The organism is Jutongia sp. SJQ-6 (assembly GCF_054161275.1).
On sequence record NZ_CP195314.1, the window covers coordinates 1334419 to 1358430 of the forward strand.

The following is a 24012-nucleotide window of genomic DNA, read 5'->3' on the forward strand; positions in this document are numbered from 1 at the left end:
TTTACTACATAAAATGGAGGATTACCACTATGAAACTTTGGGGCGGACGCTTCACGAAAGAAACCAATCAATTAGTACATAACTTTAATGCTTCTCTTTCTTTTGACCAGAAGTTTTATGAGGAAGATATTGAAGGCAGCATTGCACACGTCACAATGTTAGCTGAGCAGGGAATTTTGACCAACGAAGACAAAGAAGCGATCATCGGAGGTCTGCAGTCGATCCGCGATGATATTCGTGATGGCAAACTTGTTTTTACCGAAGAGCACGAAGATATTCATAGTTTTGTGGAGGCACATTTGATCGAGCGCATTGGCGATGCCGGCAAACGCCTGCACACCGGACGCAGCCGTAACGATCAGGTTGCTTTGGATATGAAATTATATACCCGCAAAGAGATCAAGGAAATGGAGCACCTGTTGTTCGGTTTATTGCAAAGCCTGTTAAAGATCATGAAGGAAAATATTGATACGATCATGCCGGGCTTTACTCATTTGCAGAAAGCACAGCCGATCACCTTAGCACATCATATGGGTGCTTATTTCGAAATGTTCTACCGTGACCGTTCCCGTCTGCAGGATATTCATAAGCGCATGAATTACTGCCCTCTCGGCTCCGGTGCACTTGCCGGAACAACCTATCCGCTCAATCGTGAACGCACCGCAGAATTGCTTGGATTTACCGGTCCAACGTTAAACAGTATGGATTCTGTATCTGACCGTGATTATCTGATCGAATTTAGTGCAGCAATGTCTATCATTATGATGCATTTGAGCCGTTTCTGCGAAGAGATCATCATTTGGAACACGAACGAATATCAGTTCATTGATATTGATGACTCCTATTCTACCGGAAGCAGTATCATGCCACAGAAGAAGAATCCGGACATTGCAGAGCTTGTCCGCGGTAAGACAGGTCGTGTATACGGTTCTCTTATCTCTCTGTTGACTACGATGAAGGGACTGTCTTTGGCCTACAACAAAGATATGCAGGAAGATAAGGAATTTGTCTTTGATGCCATTGATACCACGAAAGGATGTATCGTATTATTTAATGGTATGCTAGACACGATCACCTTCCGCAAAGACCGTATGCGTGCAAGCGCTGAGGGTGGATTTACAAATGCGACTGACGCAGCGGATTATTTGGTAAATCATGGTGTTCCATTCCGCGATGCACACGGCATTGTCGGACAGCTCGTTTTGTACTGCATTGACAAGAATATTTCACTGGGTCAGATGTCTTTGGAAGAGTATAAGGCGATCAGCCCGGTATTCGAAGAAGATATTTATGATGCGATCAGCATGGAAACCTGTGTTGCTAAGCGTAATACGATCGGTGCTCCGGGACCACAGGCTATGAAAGAAGTGATCGCCAAATATGAAGCTTATCTCGCTGAAGAATAAATTGTACAGGGTGGAAATTTTCTAGGAACAAAAAAGCAAAGCCAGCGCTGGCTTTGCTTTTTTATTTCCTGATACATTACTGTCATGTAAGCCTAACCGGCTAAAACATTTTCTTTTTCTTTAATAAGAACATTGCAATCATACAAATAAACACGATGAGCAGACAGATAATGGAAAAACCATGCGGCGTATCTGCTAACGGCATCCACTTACTGGAAACATTCATACCGTAAATTCCTGAGATCAGAGTCGGAATACCCATAACCAGTGTTACAATCGTCAGTATTTTCATGACATTATTCAAACGATTATCAAGCACAGAGGACATCAGCTCACGCGTTCCGTTGATAATATCTCTATATATCGTTGTCATTTCGATCGCCTGCCGGTTCTCGACAATGACATCATCTAACAGATCCGTGTCATCCGGATACTGTTCCAATCGCTTATAACGTGTCAAGCGATCTAAGACAACACCATTTGCACGCAAAGATGTCGCAAAGTAGACCAATGTTGATTCTAATGCATGCAGATCGATCAGATCTACGTCTTCGGTATCATCATCAATGCGTTCCTCAATCTCGGTTCGTTTCTTATCAATGACACGAAGATCATTCTGATATAACGCAGCCACACGGAACAGGATCTGATACACAAAACGCATTTTCTTCTTGGTACTGAATTCTTTCACGCGACCATTGACAAACGCTTGCAGCACCGGAGTTTCCTCTGTACAAATGGTGATGATAATATCCTGCGTCAAGATAATACCCAGTGGGATTGTCGTATATGCTTCTTTATCATGACGAATCTCAATTGTTGGAATATCCACCAGAATTAACGTATATCCATCCTCCAATTCCACACGAGAACTTTCTTCCTCATCCAAAGCAGCCAACAGATCTTGAATATCAATTTGCAGTCTTTTGGCGATCAACTCACCCTCTGCTACTGTTGGATTGACCATATCAATCCAGCCTCCCGGAACAATTCCACCCTCCTCATGAATTTTACGGTCATCTGTTCGATAAAACTTGATCATTATCGTCACCTCTTATTTCTGCTAATTTCTTATCCTATGGAGATGTTTTGTTCCTGTAACAATGTTTTGATCCTCTCCAACATATCATAATAAACATCCCAGTATTTTGATGTTTCCACCCAGCATTTCGCATTCATACGCAGTTTCACAGGGCTTAATCTGGTCACAACAACTCTCATTGGCTCTTTCACCAAAATGTCACTCCTGTGTTTCATCTCTTTGAGTAAAATGTCTCGGATCAATGCAACATCTGCATCATAACTGACAGAGAACTCCAAAACAAGCAAACGCCTATCCTGCTTCGTTGTATTGGTAATATCCGAATTAGAAATCGTTCCATTCGGTATCACGATCACCCGATTATCCGTTGTCGTCAATCGCGTGTAAAAAATATCAATACTCTGTACGGTTCCCTCCGATTGTGGCGTAATAATATAATCTCCAACCTGAAACGGCTTGAGAAGTAAGATCAAAACCCCACCCGCCAAATTGGCCAAACTGCCCTGAAGAGCAAGGCCGATCGCCAATCCTGCCGATCCGACCATAGCCACAATAGAACTGGTTCCTACACCAAGTATACCTGCAACCACAAAGATCAATAGCACATTATAGATAACGCCGGCTAATGACATCACAAACTTGCGGACACTAACCTCTACATTGCGCCGCTCCATCCAGCGATCCGTAAAACGAAGTAACAGCTTCACCATTTTACGGCCGATCACAAACACGATCAAAGCGATCAGCAACGTCTGACCGAAGCGAAGCAGCGGCTCTCGCTGATCTAATAAATACTGTAATAAAAAGCTGGTCTTTTTTTCATTGGAAACAGAGTCATCCCCCATTACCTTGGTCAGCTCTTTGACGGTTGTATTATCCTGCACTGCAAGCATTGCATTTTGCAGTTCCATCATGCCTATTCCCATTTTACCATACAACATCATTTATTTCCTCTTTTTTACTGTTTTTCCTGTTCTAGCGCTTCCACGTTTCGACGGAACGGTCGCTGTCATCGTGTCGGTCGGCACACAGCGATATACGCTCATTCCTAACGGCGGCACGGAAATCGTCAGCGAATACTCCCTGCCATCCCAAGGTATCTTCTTCGCACTCTTTTGCCTTGCGTTAATGCAACCTGTTCCACCAAAGGAAATTTGATCGCTATTAAAAATTTCCTTATATTTTCCGGCAACAGGCACTCCAATCTTAAAATTCTCATACGTAACCGGAGTGAAATTACACACCACCAGAAGCCGCTCCTCTTTCTTCGCATCATACCGCATAAAGGTAATAATACTGTGATCGGCATCCATACTGCTAAGCCATTCAAAACCCTCTGCATCAAAATCTGTCTCGTACCAAGCCGGATGCTCTTGATAAAACGTATTCAATGCCTTTACATATTGCTGCAATGCCCTGTGATCCGGCTCCTCTGCCTGCTTCCAAGGCAATTCCTGCTTCTCATTCCATTCGTTCTCCTGTGCAAACTCCTGCCCCATAAAGAGCAGCTTTTTGCCGGGATGTGCCATCATAAAACCGTATGCCACACGAAGATTCGCATATTTTTCTTCCGGCTCACCAGGCATTTTTGCAAACATAGAACCTTTCAGATGCACCACTTCATCGTGCGAGAATACAAGCACAAACTTTTCGCTGTATGCATAGATCATACTAAACGTAAGCATGCCGTGTCGGCCCTTGCGAAACAGCGGGTCCGTCTGCATATACGTTGTAAAATCATTCATCCAGCCCATATTCCATTTCAGATCAAAACCTAAACCGTCAACTGTCGAAGGCTCTGTCACTTTCGGCCATGCCGTCGATTCCTCTGCGATCAGTAATGCACCTTTGTTTCTCTCATGCATCACATCGCTTAAATCCCTCAAAAAGGCTATTGCCTCAAGATTCTCATTGCCGCCGTACATATTAGCAACCCATTCCCCGTCCTGTTTGCCATAGTCCAGATACAACATTGATGCTACAGCGTCCATACGGATTCCATCTGCATGATACTGCTCGATCCAAAACAATGCATTGGCCGTCAGGAAATTGGCAACTTCCGGTCTTCCATAATTGTAGATCAATGTCCCCCAATGTGGATGCTCTCCCTGTCTCGGATCCGCATGCTCATACAGACAAGTTCCATCAAACCTCGCCAATCCATTCTCGTCTTTTGGAAAATGTGCCGGTACCCAGTCCAAAATAACACCGATCCCGGCCTGATGCATCGTATCCATAAAATACATAAAATCCTGCGGCGAACCATGTCTGGAAGTCGGTGCATAATACGAAGTCACCTGATAACCCCAAGACTCGTCTAATGGATGCTCCATGACCGGCAGTAACTCCACATGTGTATATCCCATTTTCTGAACATACTGCACAAGCTGTCGTGCCAGCTCCCGGTAATTGACAAATCCATCTTCTGTTCCCTGCTGCCTTTTCCAAGATCCCAAATGAACTTCATAGATATTCATAGGCTCCTTGGTGTAATCCCTTTTAGAACGCTTTGCAAGCCATTTATCATCGTTCCAGCGGTACTCCTGCAGATTCGTCACAATGCTGGCATTAGCCGGCCTCTTTTCACAGGCAAACCCATATGGATCTGTCTTCATCGTCACTTTCTGCGGTGCTGATTTAATCTCATATTTATATAATTCACCCGGTCCGATCCCCGGAATAAAAAGCGAAAATACACCGGAATCTCCCTGACGCATCATAGGATGTCTTCTGCCATCCCAGCCGTTAAAATCCCCAACAACACTGACACGCATTGCATTCGGTGCCCACACCGCAAAGTGTGTTCCATATAACAGTGCTGCATCGTCTTTCACGGCATCTTCCGTTACATCCCAAAGAATGTCTGTGTCATCCATACAGCCGCGTACTGCAGCCGGATGCGCACCCATATAACGATATATTTCCCGGTGAATCCCTTTTTCAAAACGCTCAATGTGATTCGCCCCGAATAAATCCTGATATAGATACGGATCCTCTAACTCCACTTTAGAACCATCTTCATAGGAAGCAATGATCGTATATTCTGTGATTGTCTTTCCCGGCAAAAGAACTGCAAACATGCCTGCATCGTCTGACTGATCCATTGTATAATTTCTACCTGTACTTTTAAGACGAAGCTTTGCCTTAACTGCTCCCGGCACAAATACCTGCACTAAAATACCGCCCTTTACCTTCTGCGGTCCAAGTACACGCTGAGGATGATCCTCTTCCGAATAAACGATTGCTTCAATGGCTTCCCAATCCATCAGATCATATAGTCTCTGTTTCATGATTTGCTCCCCCCTCTTTTAAGTAGCTGTCAAACACCGGCTCCAACAATTTTGCCTGCATCCACATAATTGCTCCCGGCAAGATCAGTATGATCGGTGGAATATACACGATCAATATCATTCCCACAAGAAATGCCGCCTGCAGGATCAGCAAAGATGTTGTCTCTTTCCAGTGTTCCAATGCCATAAAAGCACTGTTAGCAACAATTTCTCCGATCGTATTTTCAAAACGTGCAGACATTGGAAATGCATACGCCATAACTACTAACACGATCATAAACAACATAACAAACACAACACCAAAAAACACACCGAGTGCTCCCATATCGTTATGCAGGATCACTATAAGCGAATACGTCAAAACAGCGATAATTATTTCAAACAATATTCCAAGCGGCAGTCCCTGTCTTGCATTGCGGGGAACCATTTTTAAAAACGTCCGCACAGCATGTCTCTCCCCGGGCAGAACCACCTTTACAACCGTATAATACAGTGCAATACAATTCATCCCAAACGTAATGATCGGAATACTGCACACACAAAATACAACACTTAATAATATAATATCCCACAGTTTTCCAAAAAACTGCATAAACGGTCCTTCAATAGAAAAAAATTCTTTCATATGCAAATCTCCATGGCTCTGTTCGAGCCGCAAACATTGATTTTAGGCCGGATCAAATGCGGTGCATCAACAATCCGCTGCGAAGCTTTGGCTCGAACCAAGTCGACTTCGGCGGCATAAGCAGCCCCGCGTCAGCCACAGCAAACAGCTCTCCGATCGAAGTCGGATACATCGCAAATGCGACCGTCATGTCCGTCTTCACACGACGTTCCAATTCCTCCAAGCCTCGGATTCCTCCAATGAAATCAATACGCTCATCTGTCCTTGGATCCTCGATACCAAGCACCGGTTTTAACAGATATTCCTGTAGCAATGACACATCCAATGCGGCAACCGGATCCGTGATAGCAAGCAGTTCCTGCTTTGCCTGCAGCAAATACCAGCGATTTTCCAAATACATGGTGATCTGTCCCTTTACCTGCGGATGCTTCGCACCATCCAAGACAGTAACATCAAAGCACTCTTCCACAGCCTTCAAAAATGCTTCTTTCGTAAGTCCATGCAAATCTTTCACACAGCGGTTATAATCCATGATCATTAACTGATCGTCCGGAAATAGTACGGAAAGGAAATAATTAAACTCTTCTGTTCCATCATAATCCGGATGTTCTTTACGGCGTTTCAAGCCGACTTTGACTGCGGATGCTGCACGATGATGCCCATCTGCAATATAAATCTCCTGTATTCCGGCAAAAGCCTCCTGTAATGTGGTAACCGCTTCTTCTGTCACTTTCCACATACGGTGCGCAATACCATCCGCTGCCGTAAAATCATACAACGGTTCCTGCGTTTCCATGATCTCAGACACCAATTGGTTGATCGTTGCCTGGGAACGATATGCCAAAAAGATCGGTCCGGTCTGTGCAGACAAAGTGTCTACATGCCGAATACGATCCTGTTCCTTCTCTTCTCTTGTATTTTCATGCTTTTTGATCGTGCCATCCAGATAATCGTCTACACTGGCACACGCTGCGATACCCGTCTGAGTGCGTCCATTCATCTCCAACTGATAAATATAGTAAGCACTTTGCTTATCCTCTACAAAAATCCCCTGAGAGATACGTTCCTCGAACAGTTCTTTTGCCTTGGCATACACCTCAGGTGCATATACGGATACACTATCCTCAAATTGTGTCTCTGCGCGGTCTATCGCCAAAAAGGATAACGGTTCTCTCTCCACTTCCTTCTTCGCTTCTGCACGATTATATACATCATATGGCAATGCGGCTACTTTATCGGCATATTCTACTGCCGGGCGCACTGCACAAAACGGTCTGATCACTGCCATCTTCTTTCGTCCTTTCTCTATTTCCTCGGGGGCATATATATAAATCACCTTTATAATTATACCATGACTGAGATTGTGGCACAATGATTTTTCTGCTATAATAAAGGTTCAATAGCGAATTTACGGGGAGGTGTTCTATACAATGCGAACATTAAAAGCGATTATTTTTGATATGGACGGTGTCATTATCGACAGCGAACCACAGCATGGCAGAGCAGCACTGAAAGTACTGCACAAATATGGTGTAGATGCCGACATGTCCTATCATGAACAGTTTATTGGCAGTTCCACTGCAAATATGGCACAAAAAGTTATCTCAGACTTTTCTCTTTCTTTATCTCCGGAAGAGCTTTTGGCGGAATTAAATCAAGCCAAACGCGAAATCCACAAAGAAGAGGGGTATCCTTCCCTGCCCGGCATCTGCGAGCTGATCCCGAAGCTTGCTGCCAGTGGCTGGAAGTTAGCGATTGCCTCCTCCTCTAATCCTGCTGAGATCAACGCTGTTGTCAGTTCATTAGGCATCCGCAAATATTTTGATCAGCTCGTTTCCAGTTCAAATGTTGCCCATCCAAAGCCTGCTCCCGACACATTTCAACTAGCACTTAAAAAGCTTGGCGTATCCGCAGAGGAAGCCATTGTTGTTGAAGACTCCTCTTATGGTGTCGAAGCGGCGATCGCCGCCGGAATTGCCTGCGTCGGATACGACAATCCACATTCCGGCAAGCAGGATCTATCACGTGCCGATGTTTTGTTGGAAAGTTTCGAAGGACTTACTCCTTCGTTTTTTCTGCATGTTTGGCAGCGCAAACAAAAAATACCGGTAACCATTGCAAATACAAGGCGTCTGATCATTCGCGAACTGACCGTTGCGGATATTCCGGATTTATATCCGATTTATAAGGATCCCGAGGTTGCCAAATTCATTGATGACATCGACGATTATAAAGAAATGGAGATGGCAAAACAGGCTGCCTATATCCGTAATGTATACAATTTCTACGGCTACGGATTATGGGGCGTATTCAGCAAAACTTCCGGTGGGCTCATTGGACGTTGTGGAATTGAGAACCATGTTGTTGACGGACAGGATGAGATCATGTTGTCCTATTTGTTAGATAGTAATCATTGGGGCTACGGCTATGCGCTGGAATGTTGCCGTGCAGTATTTCAGTATGCCTATCAAGCTCTGGATATTGACAATATTGTTGCAGTCATTGATAAAGAAAATGTACGATCACTGCATACTGCAAAAAATCTTGGCATGAAACCCGAAAAAGATCTTATATACAAAAATCGCGATGCCGTTCTTTACCGCATCCATCTCACGGAGGAATCATCTCAAAAGGGCAAGAATCGCTAAAGCCATTCTTTGCGATGCGACGTCACACAACAGAACAAAGAGTCGCTTGCGACTCTTTCGCGCTCGAGCGGTGCTGTTTGCAGCTAACTTCTTCTCCGCGAGATGCGCATCCTCGCGGAGCGTTTTTTGCTTTATAAGACACGAGAAGTTTCCTATAAAGAAACAAAAAATGCACAGGAAGCATTATGCTTTAGCATCCTGTGCGTTTTTTTTAATTCTATTACGACATTCCGATATCATATCGTGTTATGCCGTCTATTCTAACGTTTATTATCGTTTTTTTTGCTCTTTGTATCATCTGTTTTAGAATTTGCATGATCATTTGTCTTGTCTTTTTCATTACCTGTCAGATCATCAACTGCATCTTCTGTACCATCTACAGCGTCATCTACAGCATCTTCTACACCATCCGTGGCATCTTTCACAGCATTTCCCGCACCATCTACAGCATCATCCACGGCATTTCCCGCATCATCTGCAGCATTATTGGTACTCTCTGGAAGTTCTGTCTCATTTGGCATATCCGTTGCACCATTACCGGAAGAAGGTGATGTAGCAGAATTATTTTTGGATTTATTACCGCATCCAACCATCAATGCTGCCGCCAAGACTGTAACCACCGCAAAACCTAACATTTTCTTTTTCAAAGCATTCACCATACCTTTCTGAAATTTCGTATGACACGAAATAGAATCTATTGCATTCCTTAGTATGGAATATGCTTTGTATTTTTATTCGCTATATGCATCGACTTTTTCAAATTCTGCAACAATTTCAGCACTCGGTGCTTTTGTTGCAAGACTAACGATCACATTAACAAAAAGGCTCAAAATAAATCCAATTAACAGAGAATAAATACCAGTCGTCACTGCAAGCGTCTTGCCACCCATCAATGGGATATAGTCCCAGATAAGAACCGTCAATCCACCGGTAATAATTCCGACAACCGTTCCCGGCATATTAGCGCGCTTCCAAAATAATGCCAACACGATCGCCGGTCCAAAAGCCGATCCAAGACCAGCCCATGCATCGGATACCAGACCCATAATACTACTCTCCGGATCCCAAGCAATTACGATCGCGATCAATGCAACAACGATGACTGTGATTCGAGTCACTTTCATGATGCGTTTATCGTCTGCATCTTTACGGATAAAACTTTTGTAAATATCTTTTGATACCGAAGATGCACAAACCAACAGCTGTGAATCTGCCGTTGACATGATCGCCGCCAAAATGCCGCACAAGAACAATCCGCCAACAAATGGAATTCCTATATTTTTGGTGAATACGCGTTCAATCATTGTGATAAAGACACTCTCTGTCTGTCCGCCTGTCAGTACATTATCGACCAGATAAGCTCTTCCGACAATACCAATAAAGCAGGCAGCTACCAAAGACAAAAAGCACCATGAAATTGCGATCACGCTGGATTTTTTCAACTCTTTCTCATCTTTTACCGCCATGAAACGTATCAGGATATGAGGCATTCCGCAATATCCTAATCCCCATGCAAGCTGCGATAAGATTTCCACAAATTTATATGGTCTGCCGCCGTTCATGAACAGATTCATATATGCATCATAACCACCAGCTACCTGTGTGTGGTCAATGTTAGCTGCAAACTTGCCACTGACTAATGCAAAAGCAATGATTGGCACGGTCAGCAATCCGACTAACATCAACATTCCCTGTACAAAGTCTGTCGTACATACGGCCAAAAATCCACCCATAAACGTATAAGTTAAAATAACTGCTGCACCGATGATCAGCGCAATATGATAGTCAATACCAAAGATCGTATGGAATAATTTACCTCCCGAAGCAAGGGCTGACGCTGTATATACTAAGAAGAAAATAATGATCACGACAGATGAGATGGAAAGCAGCACTTTCTTTTTGTCATGAAAACGATTCTCCAAAAATTCCGGCAGTGTCATAGAATTACCTGCTACGATCGTATAGCGACGAAGTCTTTTGGAAATCAGCAGCCAGTTACAAACAGTTCCTAAAAATAACCCTATGGCGATCCAAGCCTGGCCGGTACCTAACGCATAAATCGAACCCGGCAGACCCATTAGCAGCCATCCGCTCATGTCAGACGCCTGCGCTGAGAGTGCTGCGACCCATGCATTTAAGCCTCTGCCTCCGAGGAAATAATCCTCTGAACTATTGGTGCGGCGCATACAGATTGCACCGATCACGATCATGAATAACAAATAGGCAGCAAACGCCACTAATATTGCAGCAATGCTGGAACTTGATACTGTTGTCATACAATTACCATACCTTTCTTATCTTTTTCCTGTATCCCTATAGAGATTACTCCTCTGTTGTCCCACGGTCTTTGGCATCAACAAACGGTCTGTGATGTCCAACATATTTGTATGCCGGACGAATGATCTTACCTCGATTTACAAGTTCTTCCAGACGATGCGCACTCCATCCTGCAATACGAGAAATTGCAAAGATCGGTGTAAATAACTCCTCCGGAATACCAAGCATTGTATAAATAAAGCCTGAATAGAAGTCCACATTTGCGCAGATTGGTTTGACCACATGATTTCTATGAGATAGCAACTGCGTTCCAATGCGTTCTACTCTATCATAAAGACTGTACTCTTTGAGCATTCCTTTACTTTCAGCTAATTTCTGTGCATAATCCTTCAGGATCACCTCTCGCGGATCGGACAACGTGTAAACTGCATGCCCCATACCATAGATCAGACCGGAATGATCAAAAGCATCTCCACGAAGTACTGCCTGCAAATATTCCTGAATCTGATCGTCATCTTCCAGATCCGTAACATGCTCATGAAGATCTGCAAACATCTGCTGCACTTTCAAATTAGCTCCACCATGACGCGGTCCTTTCAAAGATGCAATGGATGCTGCGACTGCCGAATAGGTATCTGTACCCGAAGACGTTACTACGTGATTGGTAAATGTCGAGTTATTACCACCACCATGCTCTGCATGAAGCACAAGAGCTGCATCGAGTACACGTGCTTCTAATGGAGTATACTTTCCATTTGGACGTAACATCTGCAAAATGTTTTCTGCCGTCGAAAGCTCCGGTTTAGCAGGCTTGATCACCAAACTGTCAAAGAAGTGAAAATGTCTGTATGCATGGTAATTGTAAACCGCGATCAATGGCAATTTCGCAATTAACTGCAATGACTGACGAAGTACGTTGGATACTGAAATATCATCCGGATTAGCATCGTAAGAGTACAAAGTCAAGACACTTTTCTGCAATCCATTCATCAGATTTGCACTTGGCGCCTTCATAATAACATCACGCACAAATTGTCCGGACAGCTCTTGCAAGCTCGCAATGATCCCATGGAAAACTTCCAATTGCTCTTTATTAGGCAGATAACCGAACAATAGCAAATATGTTGTTTCCTCAAAGGCAAATCGTTTCTCAATGCCATCTCCAACTAAATTTTTGACATCATACCCCTGATAGTACAGCATACCATCAGCCGGCTCCTTGACCCCATCTACAACACGGTACCCTGTTACATCTGAAATTTCAGTCAATCCGGTCAATACACCTTTTCCATTGCTGTCACGCAATCCCCGCTTCACATCATATTCCTGATATAAGTTTAGGTCGATTGCTCCTGATTTCATACAACTTACAACAAGTTCATTAAATTTTGCATCTAATGCATCATCTATCGACATCATTGAATTTGTTTTCATTTTCTAGTACCTCCTTCTATAGTTCCCCTCCGAGCACTCAGCTATCCTATGTATATCCAACAAAACAGAGGGGCGTGTCATCGTACCCGTGCATACGTGTATACACAAAAAAGTAATAGAGTCATCTATTAACGACAACTCTATTACTATACCTTATTTTACGCTATTCCGTCAAGTTTGTACCTATTATACTGCCATTTCCTGCCGCATAACACGCTCAGCAGGATTTACAGATCGTGTGTCTTTCACATTCGGATCGATCAGCAAGCCTCCCGCATACGATACTCTAAACGCAGTTTATCCGTCAAAAGTGCCATAAATTCTGAGTTGGTCGGTTTGCCGCGATTTGCAGAGATCGTATTTCCAAACACGTGCTCTAATGTCTCCATATTCCCTCTGCGCCATGCAACTTCTATCGCATGACGGATCGTCCGTTCTACACTACTGGAAGAAGTATGATATTTTTTTGCAATGGTTGGATACAAAAATTTTGTAATATAGTGCAACATATTTTGATCTGCAAAAGACATCATAATGCCTTCACGAATATATTGGTAACCCTTGATATGTGCCGGCATTCCGATCTCCAGCAATATATTCGTAATGTCAATCTCCAGATTGCCGGTGTATTTATCCGACGGATCTTTGATCAAATGTTCTGTAGGTTTCACAACCTGTCTTATCGTTTTCTTTGAATCTTCCTTCACAGTATCCGTATACTCCGGCACGGATACAAGCTGCTTTTCTTCGCTGTTATGTACTGCAGCTTGTCCCTCTTCCCCTTCGCCTGCACTGGCTGCGATCTGTCTGATCCGTTTGATCAACATCGTTGCTGATAACGGTTTCATCATATAATAGTTTGCTCCCTGTGCTAATGCCTGTTCAATCAATCCCTCGCGTCGAAGTGCCGTGGCAATGATAAACAAAGGCTTGTACTCTGTAAATTCTCTGCATTCTTCTAATATTTCCAAACCGTCTACTCCCGGTAAGATCATATCCATGACTACAACATCCGGCTTTAACTTTTTAATGTTTTCCAGCGCTTTTTTTCCGTCTCCTGTTTCGTACACTACTTGGATTCCCTGTTCATTTAATAATCGTTTTTTGCTTTCTCTGTCCTGTACGTTGTTGTCTGCCAGTATAACACGGATATCATCTTTCATTTTGTCCTCCTAGTCCCTATCAATTGTTTAGAATCGACATCCCATTGCTTTTTTTCAGTTTCCATGTCTAATTATAGAACCTGAATTAGCATTACTATGGATTTCAAATGGAATTGAAATGGAATTAGAGGGGTTTTTTGAAAAAAAATGTATATTTAACGCAAACTTCCCATACCGAAAGTTATTCCAAAACCACATATTGCTTATTATGTCGATAAAATAATAGCTATTTTGCAGCCGATAACATAAATTATCCTGCTATCAAAAAAACTAAGACAATTGCCGAAGAACGCAGAGTTTTTAGTTGATTTCTTATTTTGTTAAGTCTCTGATGAATACATGCCTGAAGGATTGTCTGAGATGTCCCGGTTTAGCAAGGTATCATCCATTTTTGGACGGGACGCTTTCGCTACGATGCGCTACGTCACGTTACTTAATGTCTCTGAAATACGAGACATAAGTAACGACGAGCGCAAAGTCCCTTTCAAAAATGATGATTACCTTGCTTCCGGGACTTCGAGTTTCCGAAAGGCATGTAAATCAATCATCAGAGACAACAAAATTTAGAAATCACTATAAAACTAATTGCGGCAAGGCAATTTCTATAGTTTTTTGATGGCAGGACCCACTATATATCAGCTGCAAAATATAATTAAACCATCGACATAATAAGCAATATGTGGTTGTGTAGGATTTGAGGTATGGGAAGTTGGGATATTTAATTTTGTAAAAATCGGCTTAATGACGCCATTCGATCTTCTGCCCAGCTATATTCCAGCATATAATCTCCCGCAAATGCGTCCTGCGCATCCTGTTCACGCTGTAATAGACGGTACAAATCGCATTCCAGCAGATCCGTATTAAGACGTTTGATGCCTCTTCCTGACACGATAATATCCTCTACACCATACTGTTTTAATTCATTGATCAATGTTTTACCGATCTTGCTGCATAAGCTCTGCGTTGCTTCATCGTTCGGACGGTTCTCCCACAATGTTCCAATGATCTGATCTGTCGTCACAGTACCTCCTTCTCGATCCACCAAAAGAGCCAACAGCTCTTTTGCTTTCGCACTGCGAAACATAACCGGACTCCCATCAATATACAGATCAAAATGTCCAAACGTTCTTGCAAAGATTCTTTTATTTCTCTGTAAAGCAAGTTCATTCGCCTTCTTGACGACAAAAGTGAGTTCTGCCGCATTTAATGGCTTCATCAAATAAAAGTCCGCTTCTACATCAATTGCATTGTCAACGTACTGTGCATTACCTGTTGTATAGATCAACACGATCTGTGGATTGAGTTCCTTTAACTTTTTACCCAATTCAACACCATCCATACAACCATGTATACATATATCTAAGAATGCCGCCTCGACGGCACGCTCCCGAACACACTGCAGTGCCTCCCCTGCATCAAGACACTCTCCGACAATCTCTACACGCTTGTCACGCTCTAAATAGTTACGCACTAATTTGATCGCCATGATCTCATCATCGACAATGATCGTTTTCATACCATCCCTACATTCCTTCCATCAAATTTTAATCAAGATCCATCGATCCGAGATGTTTAGGTATTCTGACCTTCCGCCTCTATCGGTAATGCAAATGTTACAACCATTTCATCACCTTCAATCTCCCAGCTAATATCTCCTTCTACCGAAAAGCTCCACCATATTCTCAATTTTTGACGTATCAGCTCACCTTCGTCCGCTTCCTTTTTTGATAACTCCTCATACGAATTGCGAATGGTAAGAATATACTTATTTTGACAAACCCCACCAAGAATTTCAATTTGACGTCTTCTGGTCGACATACACTCATTGACAGCACGCGACGCATATAATGCAATCCCCATCGGCGGCACTTTCAGATTGCAGGCACCAACATCCCACAGTATCGTCATCCCCTGAAACCGATAGTTTTCCATGGACAAATACGTTCGCATGAACTTTCTTTCCTCACGAAAAGATACTGTTTTATTGACGCGAAAACATTGAAACTGATAACGCAGGCAGTCCGAAAAACCATCCAGCAGCTCCGGCAGCAATACCTTCTCTAATATCGCAGCCCCTTTGATCGCATTTAACGTATTAAAGAGAAAATGTTCCTGCAGTACGACAATTTGCTGCTTCAGATCTTCCTCATCCACCTCTGCCATTCCTTTGACATCAATAATCACACGTAATGGTCCAGTTTTTCTCACTTTTTATTTGTCCTCCAAATCCTCAATATTCCTTGATATCGTAAGCAATATATAATCCGACAGCATCTTTGGATGTGTGAAGTGTGAGTAAATTTATACGCCCAACACGCTATGGATCATCTCTAACAATGCTGCATAATTTACCGGTTTGTCAACATATCCATTCATCTCACATTCAGTTGCTTTCATTTTCGCTGAGGGAAGTAAATTAGCAGTAACAGCATATATTGGAATCTCTTTACTATCCTGCCTGTCTGCACTACGAATGAACTTTGCTATATCATAACCATCCATACCGTATAGATTCAGATCGATCAATATAAACTGATATGAAAACGGTTCACTATTCTGATAGCTTTCTAATGCTTTCTGTCCACTCACAAACGCATCTGTATGCAATCCAAAATCATTAAATATTGTCTGCATGACTTCCAGATTAATTTCATTGTCATCAATGATCATAACTCTTTCTCCATGGAACGAATCAATGTCAGCAAGACCATCCCAAGTCAATATATTCATGATCCTATTCCTCCTGATATCATCTATTTTACTCCTTCTCAAAAAATCCGTCAATCATGCCCTTTGTATGCTTTAAGCTGTTCTCCTCAAATCATCCACAATAGATACGATACTTAACGCGACTCTGAAATCATACAAAACAAGAACCATTTTCCTCTTTATGATACTGCAGATAATACCCTTTTCCATATTTGGACACAATAAAAAGCCTTGTTCCATATAAACGTTTGCGCACCCGCTGCACAACACCATCCAATCTTCTCCGGCTGTGCACAGATACTTCGCTCCATAAATTCTCCACCAATTCATCCCGATATACCACAGCTCCCTCTGCCTGCAGCAACCGCTTCAACAATATACATTCCTCTCTCGACATATGAATAGGATACCCGTCAATCTGAACTTGTCCACCCTCGCTATCCACTATAACACGTTCCCATTCCGTCATCGGCACATCTGATACGACATTTTTCGACACCGCCCGTGCTATACGACAGGCTGCCAGATCGGTCGACTGCTCCGGGCAGACACATTCTGCAGCTCCGGCTCGCAAAAGCTGTTCTTCCAACCGATCATCTCTTTGCTGTAAAATCACGATAATTGGTACCTTCTGCCATTCCGCAAATTCTTGAAAAGCCTGCAGACATATACTGTCACCTGCATCTTTCGTTCTCCATCGATACGCCTCCGTCAACTCTTCTTCCTGTATCATAATGGCCGAGCACGGAGCCTGCACCTCCCATAACGTCTCTGCATGATCGATCATCTGAGTCTGCCATTCTTCCTGGCTCAATCGCTCCAACAATCTTGCGATCCACTCTTCCTCTAATGCGCAAACAATCATCTTTCTCTTTCTCATATTTCTCTCTCACCACGATCTGTTTCTTATATTTTCGATAATTGACATTAGATGTTTCCATCTTCGTTCTTCACTCGCTGCTGTCTTCTACCTTACTTTTGGGAATTACATGATGGCCTTTCGGACGACTTCATAACCTTTTTCCCGTATCTGCTGTTCGAAAGACTTAATCGTCTCCTGCTGACGATGAATAGTGTGCTCATCATAAACGGCGTATGCACCGCGCAATGCCTCGTCAACAATATCAACAACAACAACGTTAGCCCCTGCCTGCAGTGCCTTCTTCCGTCCATCGTGCATCGCCTGTTCCAAACTCGGATCTGCAATAAGAATACTTCCCCGAAACATCAATCTTGCAATTGCCATCAAGTATAATACCATATCCGCATTACCACCGCGTTCCCGTTCAAATGGCGTATGTTTTGCTGCCAAAAATGGTGCGATCTGTATCATCTGTGGCATAAACTGCTTCATAAACAGCAGATCTTCAGATACATTCTCTATCGTCTGATAAGGTGTTCCGACCAAAAATCCTGTTCCTGTATGATATCCCATCTCCTGCAGTTCCCACATTCCCTGCTTGCGCCGAAGTAACGACATATTAGCAGAGTGCAGCCTCTTGAATTGTAATTCATTCGAGGCATCATGGCTAAGCATAGCTGCTCCGGCACCTAAATGCATCCAATGTAAATATGCCGCTTTGGTATGATCCCCCACATTCAATATGATCGTACAGTCCGGGAAATGCTTATGTACCGCATCCACAATTTCTGCAAAATTTGCCTCCGAAAAATAAAAATCTGTCCCACTTTCCAGCAAAAAATTGCGAATTCCCTGCCTATAACCCTCGTGACAATACTGTAATATTTCTTTCATATTCATACGATACCGCTTCACAAAACGATTACTGCGTCTTAACCCACAGTAGTTGCAATCATTTTTGCAGTAATTAGAAAAAGGAAGTCTACCCCACAGATAGACTTCCTTATCAAATTGCTGTTTTCGAACCTCTTCTGCCTTTTGAAACAGATACTCGGTTGTCTCCGCATTGCGATATCGCAACAGTTCTGTAAATTCGTCTGCTGATAACGTTCCAAGCATCATCAGACGATCTACATGCTCCTGCATTATCTCGCCCATTATTTTCTCCATTTCCAGTGCCTCGCCAAATACAATACCACTTTATTCTAAGGAGCCACTACTCCTGTTCCGTATCCGCGATCTCAAATTGGCTGATAATGCCACAGATCGCCGTATTTAACTCCGGCTTTAACTCTTCCAGGGTGACCGGTTGCTTCTGTAGAATAACATTATAACAGGTTGCATTTACCAATTCAACAATCATAAAGATCATTAAATTCTGCTGTCGAAATTTGCGCCCGGACTGCTTTAGCAGCTCCTCGAAGATATCCATGCAGTTCCGATTGGACATGCCGGCAATACGAATATTTGAAAAAACACCCCAGCTTAAGTTTTTAGAAATAAATCGTAATAATACAGGGCTCTCATTGAGCTGATCAACAATATGTGTTGCAAGTGCTACAATACACTCCTCTAAGCTGACCCAATTGGACTCATCATTCAATTTGAGTTCTTCATTAGCTCGGTCAAACAATGCACTCGCCTGTCTTGCGATCAACTGATCGCGAATGTCAAATTTATCTTTGAAATAAAGATAAAAAGTACCTTTCGCCATCTTTGCCCGTTTTACAATTTCAGAGATGGACGTATTTTGAATTCCTTTTTCTGTGAACAATTCAAATGCAGAGAGCAGAAGTGCTTCTTTCTTCTCTCGCTTTTTTTGATCGATCTTACTCATGCGTCCACCCCCTTAATATATTACTCATCTTTCTTAACTTCCTGTGTTGACAATACAAACTTTACACTTCCGTTCATGTCGTTGTCAATTCCGGAGAAACTCTGGTAATCCTCAGAAGCTTTCTGAATACCTTTTATACGGTCAATTGTTCCGTCCAGGCCATCTGTTACATCCGTGATCGTTGTTGCCAACTTATCAATGGCATCTTTCTTGAAGGTATTCATTCCGTCATTCAATTTATCAGAACCTTTATACAGCTTGGAAATACCACTCGATACCGTTCCTGTAGCCTTGTCAAGCTGCTTTGTGCCTGCAAATAAGGATTTGGTTCCTGCTGCCAATTGTTTGACACCCTTGCGCAATACAGAACTGTTCTTCGTTAATTTCTTGCTGTTCGTCGTGATCGTTGATGAATTCTTTACGATCGCAGCTGCACCACTCTTTAACTTCTTGTTGTTCGCTGTAAGTGTCTTGCCACCCTTTGAAAGCTTTGTAATATTGGTGCTGATCTGAGTAATTGCATCACGGACAGTTTTCTCACCATCCAAAAGCTGTGTTGCACTTCCTCTAAGCTGTGCAGCATATCCGGACATCGTCTGTGCTGTTGTATCTAATGCTGCTGCACCGTTGTATAGGTTCTGCTCCTTGGATTTTGTGTCTGTAGCAGCCTTGATACTTGCAAGACCGGCTGCAAGATCTGCTTTGCCATCTTTATCATATTCGCCATCTGCCTTACCATTTGTGACGATATCTACGCTGCTCAATGCTGTGAGTGCTTCTTTGACCGCTGCTTTCTGCTCTGCTGTCAGGCTGTCATTAGCAAGAAGTGCTTTCAGCTCATTTTGCTGCTGCAATGCATTCTCTACCAGTCCATTCACCTGTTTCATGCCCGCCTGTAACTGCCCTACACCATCATCCACAGATTTCACACCGGCTTTTAATGCTGCGGTTCCATCGGTAAGCTGCTTCATGTTTTCCTCGGTCATCATCTTGCTTACTGCACCAACGAAGGTCTGTACGCCATCACCGAATGTCTTGTACTGTTTCGGAAATGTCTTGGTTGATTTGTCCAGTGTATTTAATCCATCGGCAATCTGTTTTGCACCGTCGGTATAGGAATTTACACCCTGACCAAGTGACTTGGAACCTTTCACATAAGAGTTGACACCCTTTAACAACTGATCGGTTCCTTTTGTATACGCATTGGTTCCTTTCTTCAAAGATTTAGCACCTTTGTTCAATGTCTTTGCTCCCTTATTGGCAGACTTAATCCCCTTCGCATACGTTGCAAAGTTCTTATTCAATGTATTTAATCCGTCTTTCAAAGACTTAGTGCCATCTACCAGCTGCTCGCCGGCATCTTTCATGTCATCGATCTTGTCATCCAATTTATCAAGATCGTCCACACTGTCAATATCGATATCCTTAAATAAGTCTGCCGTTGCTACCGTATAAGTCTGGCTCATAGAGAAATCTTTGACATCGGCTGTAATCTTAACAGAGTCCGTAATCTTGTCGTTTAACTCATCGGTATCGACATCCACATCATCTCCAAGATCAACATTTTTCAAGTCCAAGCTCTCAGACAGACCCGGCATACCATATGCGATCACAATGTTGTTTTCTCCCTCAGATAATACCTTACCATTGTCAATATCAATATTGTCGAATTTATCGACCGGAAGGATCATACCGGTTGCCATCAAAAATGGTGTGTAAATATCTTTCTTCTCACCTGCTACCGTAACCTGTTTCTTAGATGTGTTAGAATACTTGATCGTCATCTCTAACTTACCGCTCTTGCCAACGATATCTTTTGGAGCTACTTTCTCACCATCCAGTTTATAAGTGATCTGCATACCAACCGGAAGCTCGCTATTTTCTGCTGTTCCCTGATAATAAATGTCGTTTTTGGAAGTATCCCAGGTAAGACTGTCACCACTCTGTGTAAACTTCTCATCGCCCTTTGTATTTGTAATATCCTTCAATGTAGAGCTATCTTTGACACCATCTACCTGTCCGGAATTTTTGAGCCAGTCGGATACAATGACATCCGTCACACCACCGTTTGCATCCAAGGTTGCGTATACGGTTTCCTCTTTGCTAACGGTACTCTTTTTCTTAGATGACGCAAAACTTGCTGTCTGCTCTACTACTTTATTGTTAGCAGCCATTGCCTGCACCTTGCTGTCGTATCGATACGTATGTGTCGCATATTCTATATTTCCGACAACCAGCCCGGCAACCAATAAACTACTGATTCCTGTCATTACTACACGTTTCTTTCCACTCATTTGTCGCATAATGCTCCTCCTTATTTGCTGTTTGCATTTTCCTGCATCTCGATATCATTCATTCCAAAATGTTTGATATCTGTTTCCATCATTTCTTCTCTGCATCTCTCTTTGCTACATTTGCCTTGATCATGTTCCAAGATGTGCGTTTGATCACACCATCAAAGATCCAAAGCATTGCCGGCAGAACGCAGATAACAACGATCATACTGATGATCGCACCACGTGAAAGCAGTGTACAGATCGATCCGATCATATCTACCTGCGAATATACCGATACACCAAAGGTTGCGGCAAAGAAGCACAATCCACTGGTAAGGATCGACTTGATCGATGTCTCATGCGCAATGCGGATTGCATCCTTCTTACTCTGTCCACGTTCCGTTCGCTCTTTATGATATCGACTTGTCATCAAAATCGCATAATCTACGGTCGCTCCAAGCTGGATCGTACCGATAACGATACTCGCCACAAACGGAAGCGACGTATTCGTATAAAACGGTACTGCCATATTACATGCAATCGCAAATTCGATGACCGAGATCAAGATCACCGGAATGGAAATCGACTTAAACGTGATCAAGATGATAACAAAGATCGCCAGGATGGAAATATTATTTACTGTCTTGAGATCGACATCCGTTACATCCTGCAAATCTTTCATCATTGGCGCCTCGCCGATCACCATACCATCATTTTGGTATTTTTTGACAATCTTGTCAATCTTTGCTAATTGAGAATTTACCTCATCAGTAGCAGAACTGTAATCAGAGCTTACAAATTCCAGTTCATAATTGTCTGTCTTGAGCATCTTCTTGATATTGTTCGGTATCATAGACTCCGGTACATTGGAACCTACTAACGAGTTCAAACCGATCACCCATTTCACACCATCTACCTTTTCAATTTCCTTGCTCATCGCACTCTTTTCTTTGGCAGAAAGACCATCTTTCAGAAGGATCATATGCATGTTACTCATATTAAACTCCTTCTTTAATTTCTCATTCGCCTCATTACTTGGAATGTTCTTCGGCAAAGACTGATCAATATTATAGTAAATCTTGTAATTATTATTACCGTGTATTGCCGGTACTAACACGATCAGGAACAACAGCAATGCTACATAACGTCCCTTGACAATGCCATGTGATAGTTTATCCAAGGATGGGATCAGTGATCTGTGCGTCGTCTTCTCAATCGCTTTATCACAGGTAAGGATCATTGCCGGAAGTACCGTTACACAAGCAATCACACCAATAACAACACCCTTAGACATTACAATACCGATATTAGCGCCAAGCTTAAACGTCATAAAACAAAGTGCTACGAATCCTGCAACCGTTGTGATCGAACTTGCCGTGATCGATGTAAACGTATTGCTGATCGCATGTGCCATGGCGCGTTTCTTGTCGCCTTCATATCGTTCCTTGTTCGCTTCGTAACTCTCTAACAGGAAGATGGAATAATCCATCGTCACCGCCAACTGAAGCACCGCGGCTAACGCCTGCGTGATATAGGATATTTCTCCTAAGAAAACATTACTTCCTAAGTTAAATACGATTGCCATTCCTATATTCAACAAGAAGATCAATGGTGTCACAAAGGAAGTCATTGTCAAGAACAAGACTACCAGTGACAGCAAACCTGCAATCACGACGTAGATCGGCATTTCCTGCAATGCCAGGTTCTTAATATCAGTAACTACACCGGACATTCCGCTTGCATAAACATTCTTGCCTACGACTTTACGTATCTGCGTGATCGCATCCATCGTATCATCTGCTGATGTCGTATCGTCAAACAACGCGATCATCATCGTCGCTTTTCCGTTAAAGAATGCTTTTCGCAGATCTTCCGGAATCATTTCGGTCGGCACCGAAATATCCACTGCATCGTCATACCATAAAACATCTTTGACATGATCGATACTTTCTAATTGTTTCTCTAACTTTGCTGCATCTTTCATCGGCATATCTTCCACGACTACCATGGAAAACGCTCCCATACCGAACTCATCCACCAGAATATCCTGTCCCTTGATCGTCTCCAAGCTCTCCGGCAGATAACTAAGTACATCATAATTCACACGTGTACTGACATATCCGATTCCAGCCGGAATCAGCAGGATAAACGCAATAACAAGAATGATATTCTTGTGTTTTGTGATCCACTTGCCAATGTTAATCATCCAATCCCTCCTAAATCTTAATAAACCATGCTGTCAAAAGCATCTGGATACCATGACAATCCGGTCCTTATTGAGAATAAATATCAAAAATGACTGACAGTCATTTTTAACTCTTGCTGTATACTACTACAAAAATGACCAGTAGTCAATCTTTTTATTTTAAATTTATAAATATTTTAGATTTTAGGAGTAAGGTGGCAAAGCATCCTCGCGGAGCGTTTTTTACTTTATAGGAAA

General features: G+C 42.7%; 18 protein-coding genes and 1 pseudogene. 2 read left to right on the forward strand and 17 right to left on the reverse strand.

All coding sequences use genetic code 11. The annotated features are described in order from the left end of the window. The first annotated feature begins 29 nt into the window (after positions 1 to 29). On the forward strand, positions 30 to 1406 hold the full coding sequence (gene argH / locus ACSAJE_RS06215; RefSeq protein WP_022026184.1) for an argininosuccinate lyase: 1377 nt from the start codon (positions 30 to 32) through the stop codon (positions 1404 to 1406). 100 nt (positions 1407 to 1506) lie between these two features. Here argH and ACSAJE_RS06220 read toward each other — a convergent pair whose 3' ends face one another. From ACSAJE_RS06220 to ACSAJE_RS06240, 5 genes and pseudogenes are all read right to left on the reverse strand, one after another. Beyond that, positions 1507 to 2448 carry a magnesium transporter CorA family protein gene (locus ACSAJE_RS06220; RefSeq protein WP_022026185.1) on the reverse strand — a complete coding sequence of 314 codons (942 nt, stop codon included), beginning with the start codon at positions 2446 to 2448 and terminating at the stop codon, positions 1507 to 1509. Between the two features lie 29 nt (positions 2449 to 2477). Beyond that, positions 2478 to 3392, reverse strand: a complete 915-nt coding sequence (locus tag ACSAJE_RS06225; RefSeq protein ID WP_458009971.1) for a mechanosensitive ion channel family protein — start codon at positions 3390 to 3392, stop codon at positions 2478 to 2480. 27 nt (positions 3393 to 3419) lie between these two features. Beyond that, positions 3420 to 5738, reverse strand: a pseudogene (gene glgB / locus ACSAJE_RS06230) (1,4-alpha-glucan branching protein GlgB); the annotation flags it as partial. After that, positions 5719 to 6363 (reverse strand): DUF624 domain-containing protein, encoded by a 645-nt coding sequence (locus tag ACSAJE_RS06235; protein ID WP_022026188.1) that lies wholly within the window; start codon positions 6361 to 6363, stop codon positions 5719 to 5721. The pseudogene glgB and the gene ACSAJE_RS06235, both read right to left, overlap by 20 nt. 52 nt (positions 6364 to 6415) lie before the next feature. Beyond that, a complete protein-coding gene (locus tag ACSAJE_RS06240; RefSeq protein WP_458009972.1) occupies positions 6416 to 7651 on the reverse strand; it encodes a DUF1015 domain-containing protein in 1236 nt (411 codons plus the stop codon). A 142-nt stretch (positions 7652 to 7793) separates the two neighbouring features. On the opposite strand from ACSAJE_RS06240, the gene ACSAJE_RS06245 reads away from it, so the two are divergent. Further along, positions 7794 to 9011, forward strand: coding sequence for a GNAT family N-acetyltransferase (locus tag ACSAJE_RS06245; RefSeq protein WP_458009973.1), 1218 nt, complete (start codon positions 7794 to 7796; stop codon positions 9009 to 9011). Between the two features lie 260 nt (positions 9012 to 9271). Here ACSAJE_RS06245 and ACSAJE_RS06250 read toward each other — a convergent pair whose 3' ends face one another. The 12 genes from ACSAJE_RS06250 to ACSAJE_RS06305 all read right to left on the reverse strand — a co-directional run bounded on the left by ACSAJE_RS06250 (position 9272) and on the right by ACSAJE_RS06305 (position 23775). Continuing rightward, a complete protein-coding gene (locus tag ACSAJE_RS06250; protein ID WP_147354450.1) occupies positions 9272 to 9658 on the reverse strand; it encodes a hypothetical protein in 387 nt (128 codons plus the stop codon). Positions 9659 to 9742: 84 nt separating this feature from the next. Then, the gene (gene putP / locus ACSAJE_RS06255) at positions 9743 to 11287 is read right to left on the reverse strand and encodes a sodium/proline symporter PutP (RefSeq protein ID WP_022026192.1); all 1545 of its coding nucleotides are present in this window, start codon (positions 11285 to 11287) and stop codon (positions 9743 to 9745) included. 46 nt (positions 11288 to 11333) lie between these two features. Then, positions 11334 to 12722 carry a citrate/2-methylcitrate synthase gene (locus ACSAJE_RS06260; RefSeq protein ID WP_022026193.1) on the reverse strand — a complete coding sequence of 463 codons (1389 nt, stop codon included), beginning with the start codon at positions 12720 to 12722 and terminating at the stop codon, positions 11334 to 11336. Between the two features lie 260 nt (positions 12723 to 12982). Next, positions 12983 to 13885 carry a sporulation initiation factor Spo0A C-terminal domain-containing protein gene (locus tag ACSAJE_RS06265; protein WP_458009974.1) on the reverse strand — a complete coding sequence of 301 codons (903 nt, stop codon included), beginning with the start codon at positions 13883 to 13885 and terminating at the stop codon, positions 12983 to 12985. 718 nt (positions 13886 to 14603) lie between these two features. Beyond that, the gene (locus tag ACSAJE_RS06270) at positions 14604 to 15401 is read right to left on the reverse strand and encodes a response regulator (protein WP_118689907.1); all 798 of its coding nucleotides are present in this window, start codon (positions 15399 to 15401) and stop codon (positions 14604 to 14606) included. A gap of 56 nt (positions 15402 to 15457) precedes the next feature. Then, positions 15458 to 16093: a histidine kinase gene (locus ACSAJE_RS06275; protein WP_118689908.1), complete on the reverse strand. Its 636-nt coding sequence runs from the start codon at positions 16091 to 16093 to the stop codon at positions 15458 to 15460. 93 nt (positions 16094 to 16186) lie between these two features. After that, positions 16187 to 16615 carry a response regulator gene (locus tag ACSAJE_RS06280; protein ID WP_118689909.1) on the reverse strand — a complete coding sequence of 143 codons (429 nt, stop codon included), beginning with the start codon at positions 16613 to 16615 and terminating at the stop codon, positions 16187 to 16189. 130 nt (positions 16616 to 16745) lie between these two features. Next, on the reverse strand, positions 16746 to 17474 hold the full coding sequence (locus ACSAJE_RS06285) for a winged helix family transcriptional regulator (RefSeq protein WP_118689910.1): 729 nt from the start codon (positions 17472 to 17474) through the stop codon (positions 16746 to 16748). Positions 17475 to 17579: 105 nt separating this feature from the next. After that, positions 17580 to 18626, reverse strand: a complete 1047-nt coding sequence (gene hydE / locus ACSAJE_RS06290; RefSeq protein WP_118689911.1) for a [FeFe] hydrogenase H-cluster radical SAM maturase HydE — start codon at positions 18624 to 18626, stop codon at positions 17580 to 17582. 46 nt (positions 18627 to 18672) lie between these two features. Next, positions 18673 to 19293, reverse strand: a complete 621-nt coding sequence (locus ACSAJE_RS06295; RefSeq protein WP_118689912.1) for a TetR/AcrR family transcriptional regulator — start codon at positions 19291 to 19293, stop codon at positions 18673 to 18675. A 20-nt stretch (positions 19294 to 19313) separates the two neighbouring features. Then, a complete protein-coding gene (locus tag ACSAJE_RS06300) occupies positions 19314 to 21596 on the reverse strand; it encodes a YhgE/Pip domain-containing protein (RefSeq protein WP_118689913.1) in 2283 nt (760 codons plus the stop codon). A gap of 79 nt (positions 21597 to 21675) precedes the next feature. Beyond that, a complete protein-coding gene (locus tag ACSAJE_RS06305; RefSeq protein WP_118689914.1) occupies positions 21676 to 23775 on the reverse strand; it encodes an efflux RND transporter permease subunit in 2100 nt (699 codons plus the stop codon). Between the last annotated feature and the right edge of the window lie 237 nt (positions 23776 to 24012).

What these genes read in the sequence shown, in the direction of transcription:
- hydE (WP_118689911.1), bottom strand. Translation starts at nt 18,626, where the DNA reads ATGGAGAAAATAATGGGCGAGATAATGCAGGAGCATGTAGATCGTCTG.
- ACSAJE_RS06220 (WP_022026185.1), bottom strand. Translation starts at nt 2,448, where the DNA reads ATGATCAAGTTTTATCGAACAGATGACCGTAAAATTCATGAGGAGGGT.
- ACSAJE_RS06225 (WP_458009971.1), bottom strand. Translation starts at nt 3,392, where the DNA reads ATGATGTTGTATGGTAAAATGGGAATAGGCATGATGGAACTGCAAAAT.
- ACSAJE_RS06300 (WP_118689913.1), bottom strand. Translation starts at nt 21,596, where the DNA reads ATGCGACAAATGAGTGGAAAGAAACGTGTAGTAATGACAGGAATCAGT.
- ACSAJE_RS06285 (WP_118689910.1), bottom strand. Translation starts at nt 17,474, where the DNA reads ATGAGAAAGAGAAAGATGATTGTTTGCGCATTAGAGGAAGAGTGGATC.
- ACSAJE_RS06295 (WP_118689912.1), bottom strand. Translation starts at nt 19,293, where the DNA reads ATGAGTAAGATCGATCAAAAAAAGCGAGAGAAGAAAGAAGCACTTCTG.
- ACSAJE_RS06280 (WP_118689909.1), bottom strand. Translation starts at nt 16,615, where the DNA reads ATGAATATATTGACTTGGGATGGTCTTGCTGACATTGATTCGTTCCAT.
- putP (WP_022026192.1), bottom strand. Translation starts at nt 11,287, where the DNA reads ATGACAACAGTATCAAGTTCCAGCATTGCTGCAATATTAGTGGCGTTT.
- ACSAJE_RS06260 (WP_022026193.1), bottom strand. Translation starts at nt 12,722, where the DNA reads ATGAAAACAAATTCAATGATGTCGATAGATGATGCATTAGATGCAAAA.
- ACSAJE_RS06240 (WP_458009972.1), bottom strand. Translation starts at nt 7,651, where the DNA reads ATGGCAGTGATCAGACCGTTTTGTGCAGTGCGCCCGGCAGTAGAATAT.
- argH (WP_022026184.1), top strand. Translation starts at nt 30, where the DNA reads ATGAAACTTTGGGGCGGACGCTTCACGAAAGAAACCAATCAATTAGTA.
- ACSAJE_RS06265 (WP_458009974.1), bottom strand. Translation starts at nt 13,885, where the DNA reads ATGAAAGATGATATCCGTGTTATACTGGCAGACAACAACGTACAGGAC.
- ACSAJE_RS06235 (WP_022026188.1), bottom strand. Translation starts at nt 6,363, where the DNA reads ATGAAAGAATTTTTTTCTATTGAAGGACCGTTTATGCAGTTTTTTGGA.
- ACSAJE_RS06245 (WP_458009973.1), top strand. Translation starts at nt 7,794, where the DNA reads ATGCGAACATTAAAAGCGATTATTTTTGATATGGACGGTGTCATTATC.
- ACSAJE_RS06305 (WP_118689914.1), bottom strand. Translation starts at nt 23,775, where the DNA reads ATGATTAACATTGGCAAGTGGATCACAAAACACAAGAATATCATTCTT.
- ACSAJE_RS06270 (WP_118689907.1), bottom strand. Translation starts at nt 15,401, where the DNA reads ATGAAAACGATCATTGTCGATGATGAGATCATGGCGATCAAATTAGTG.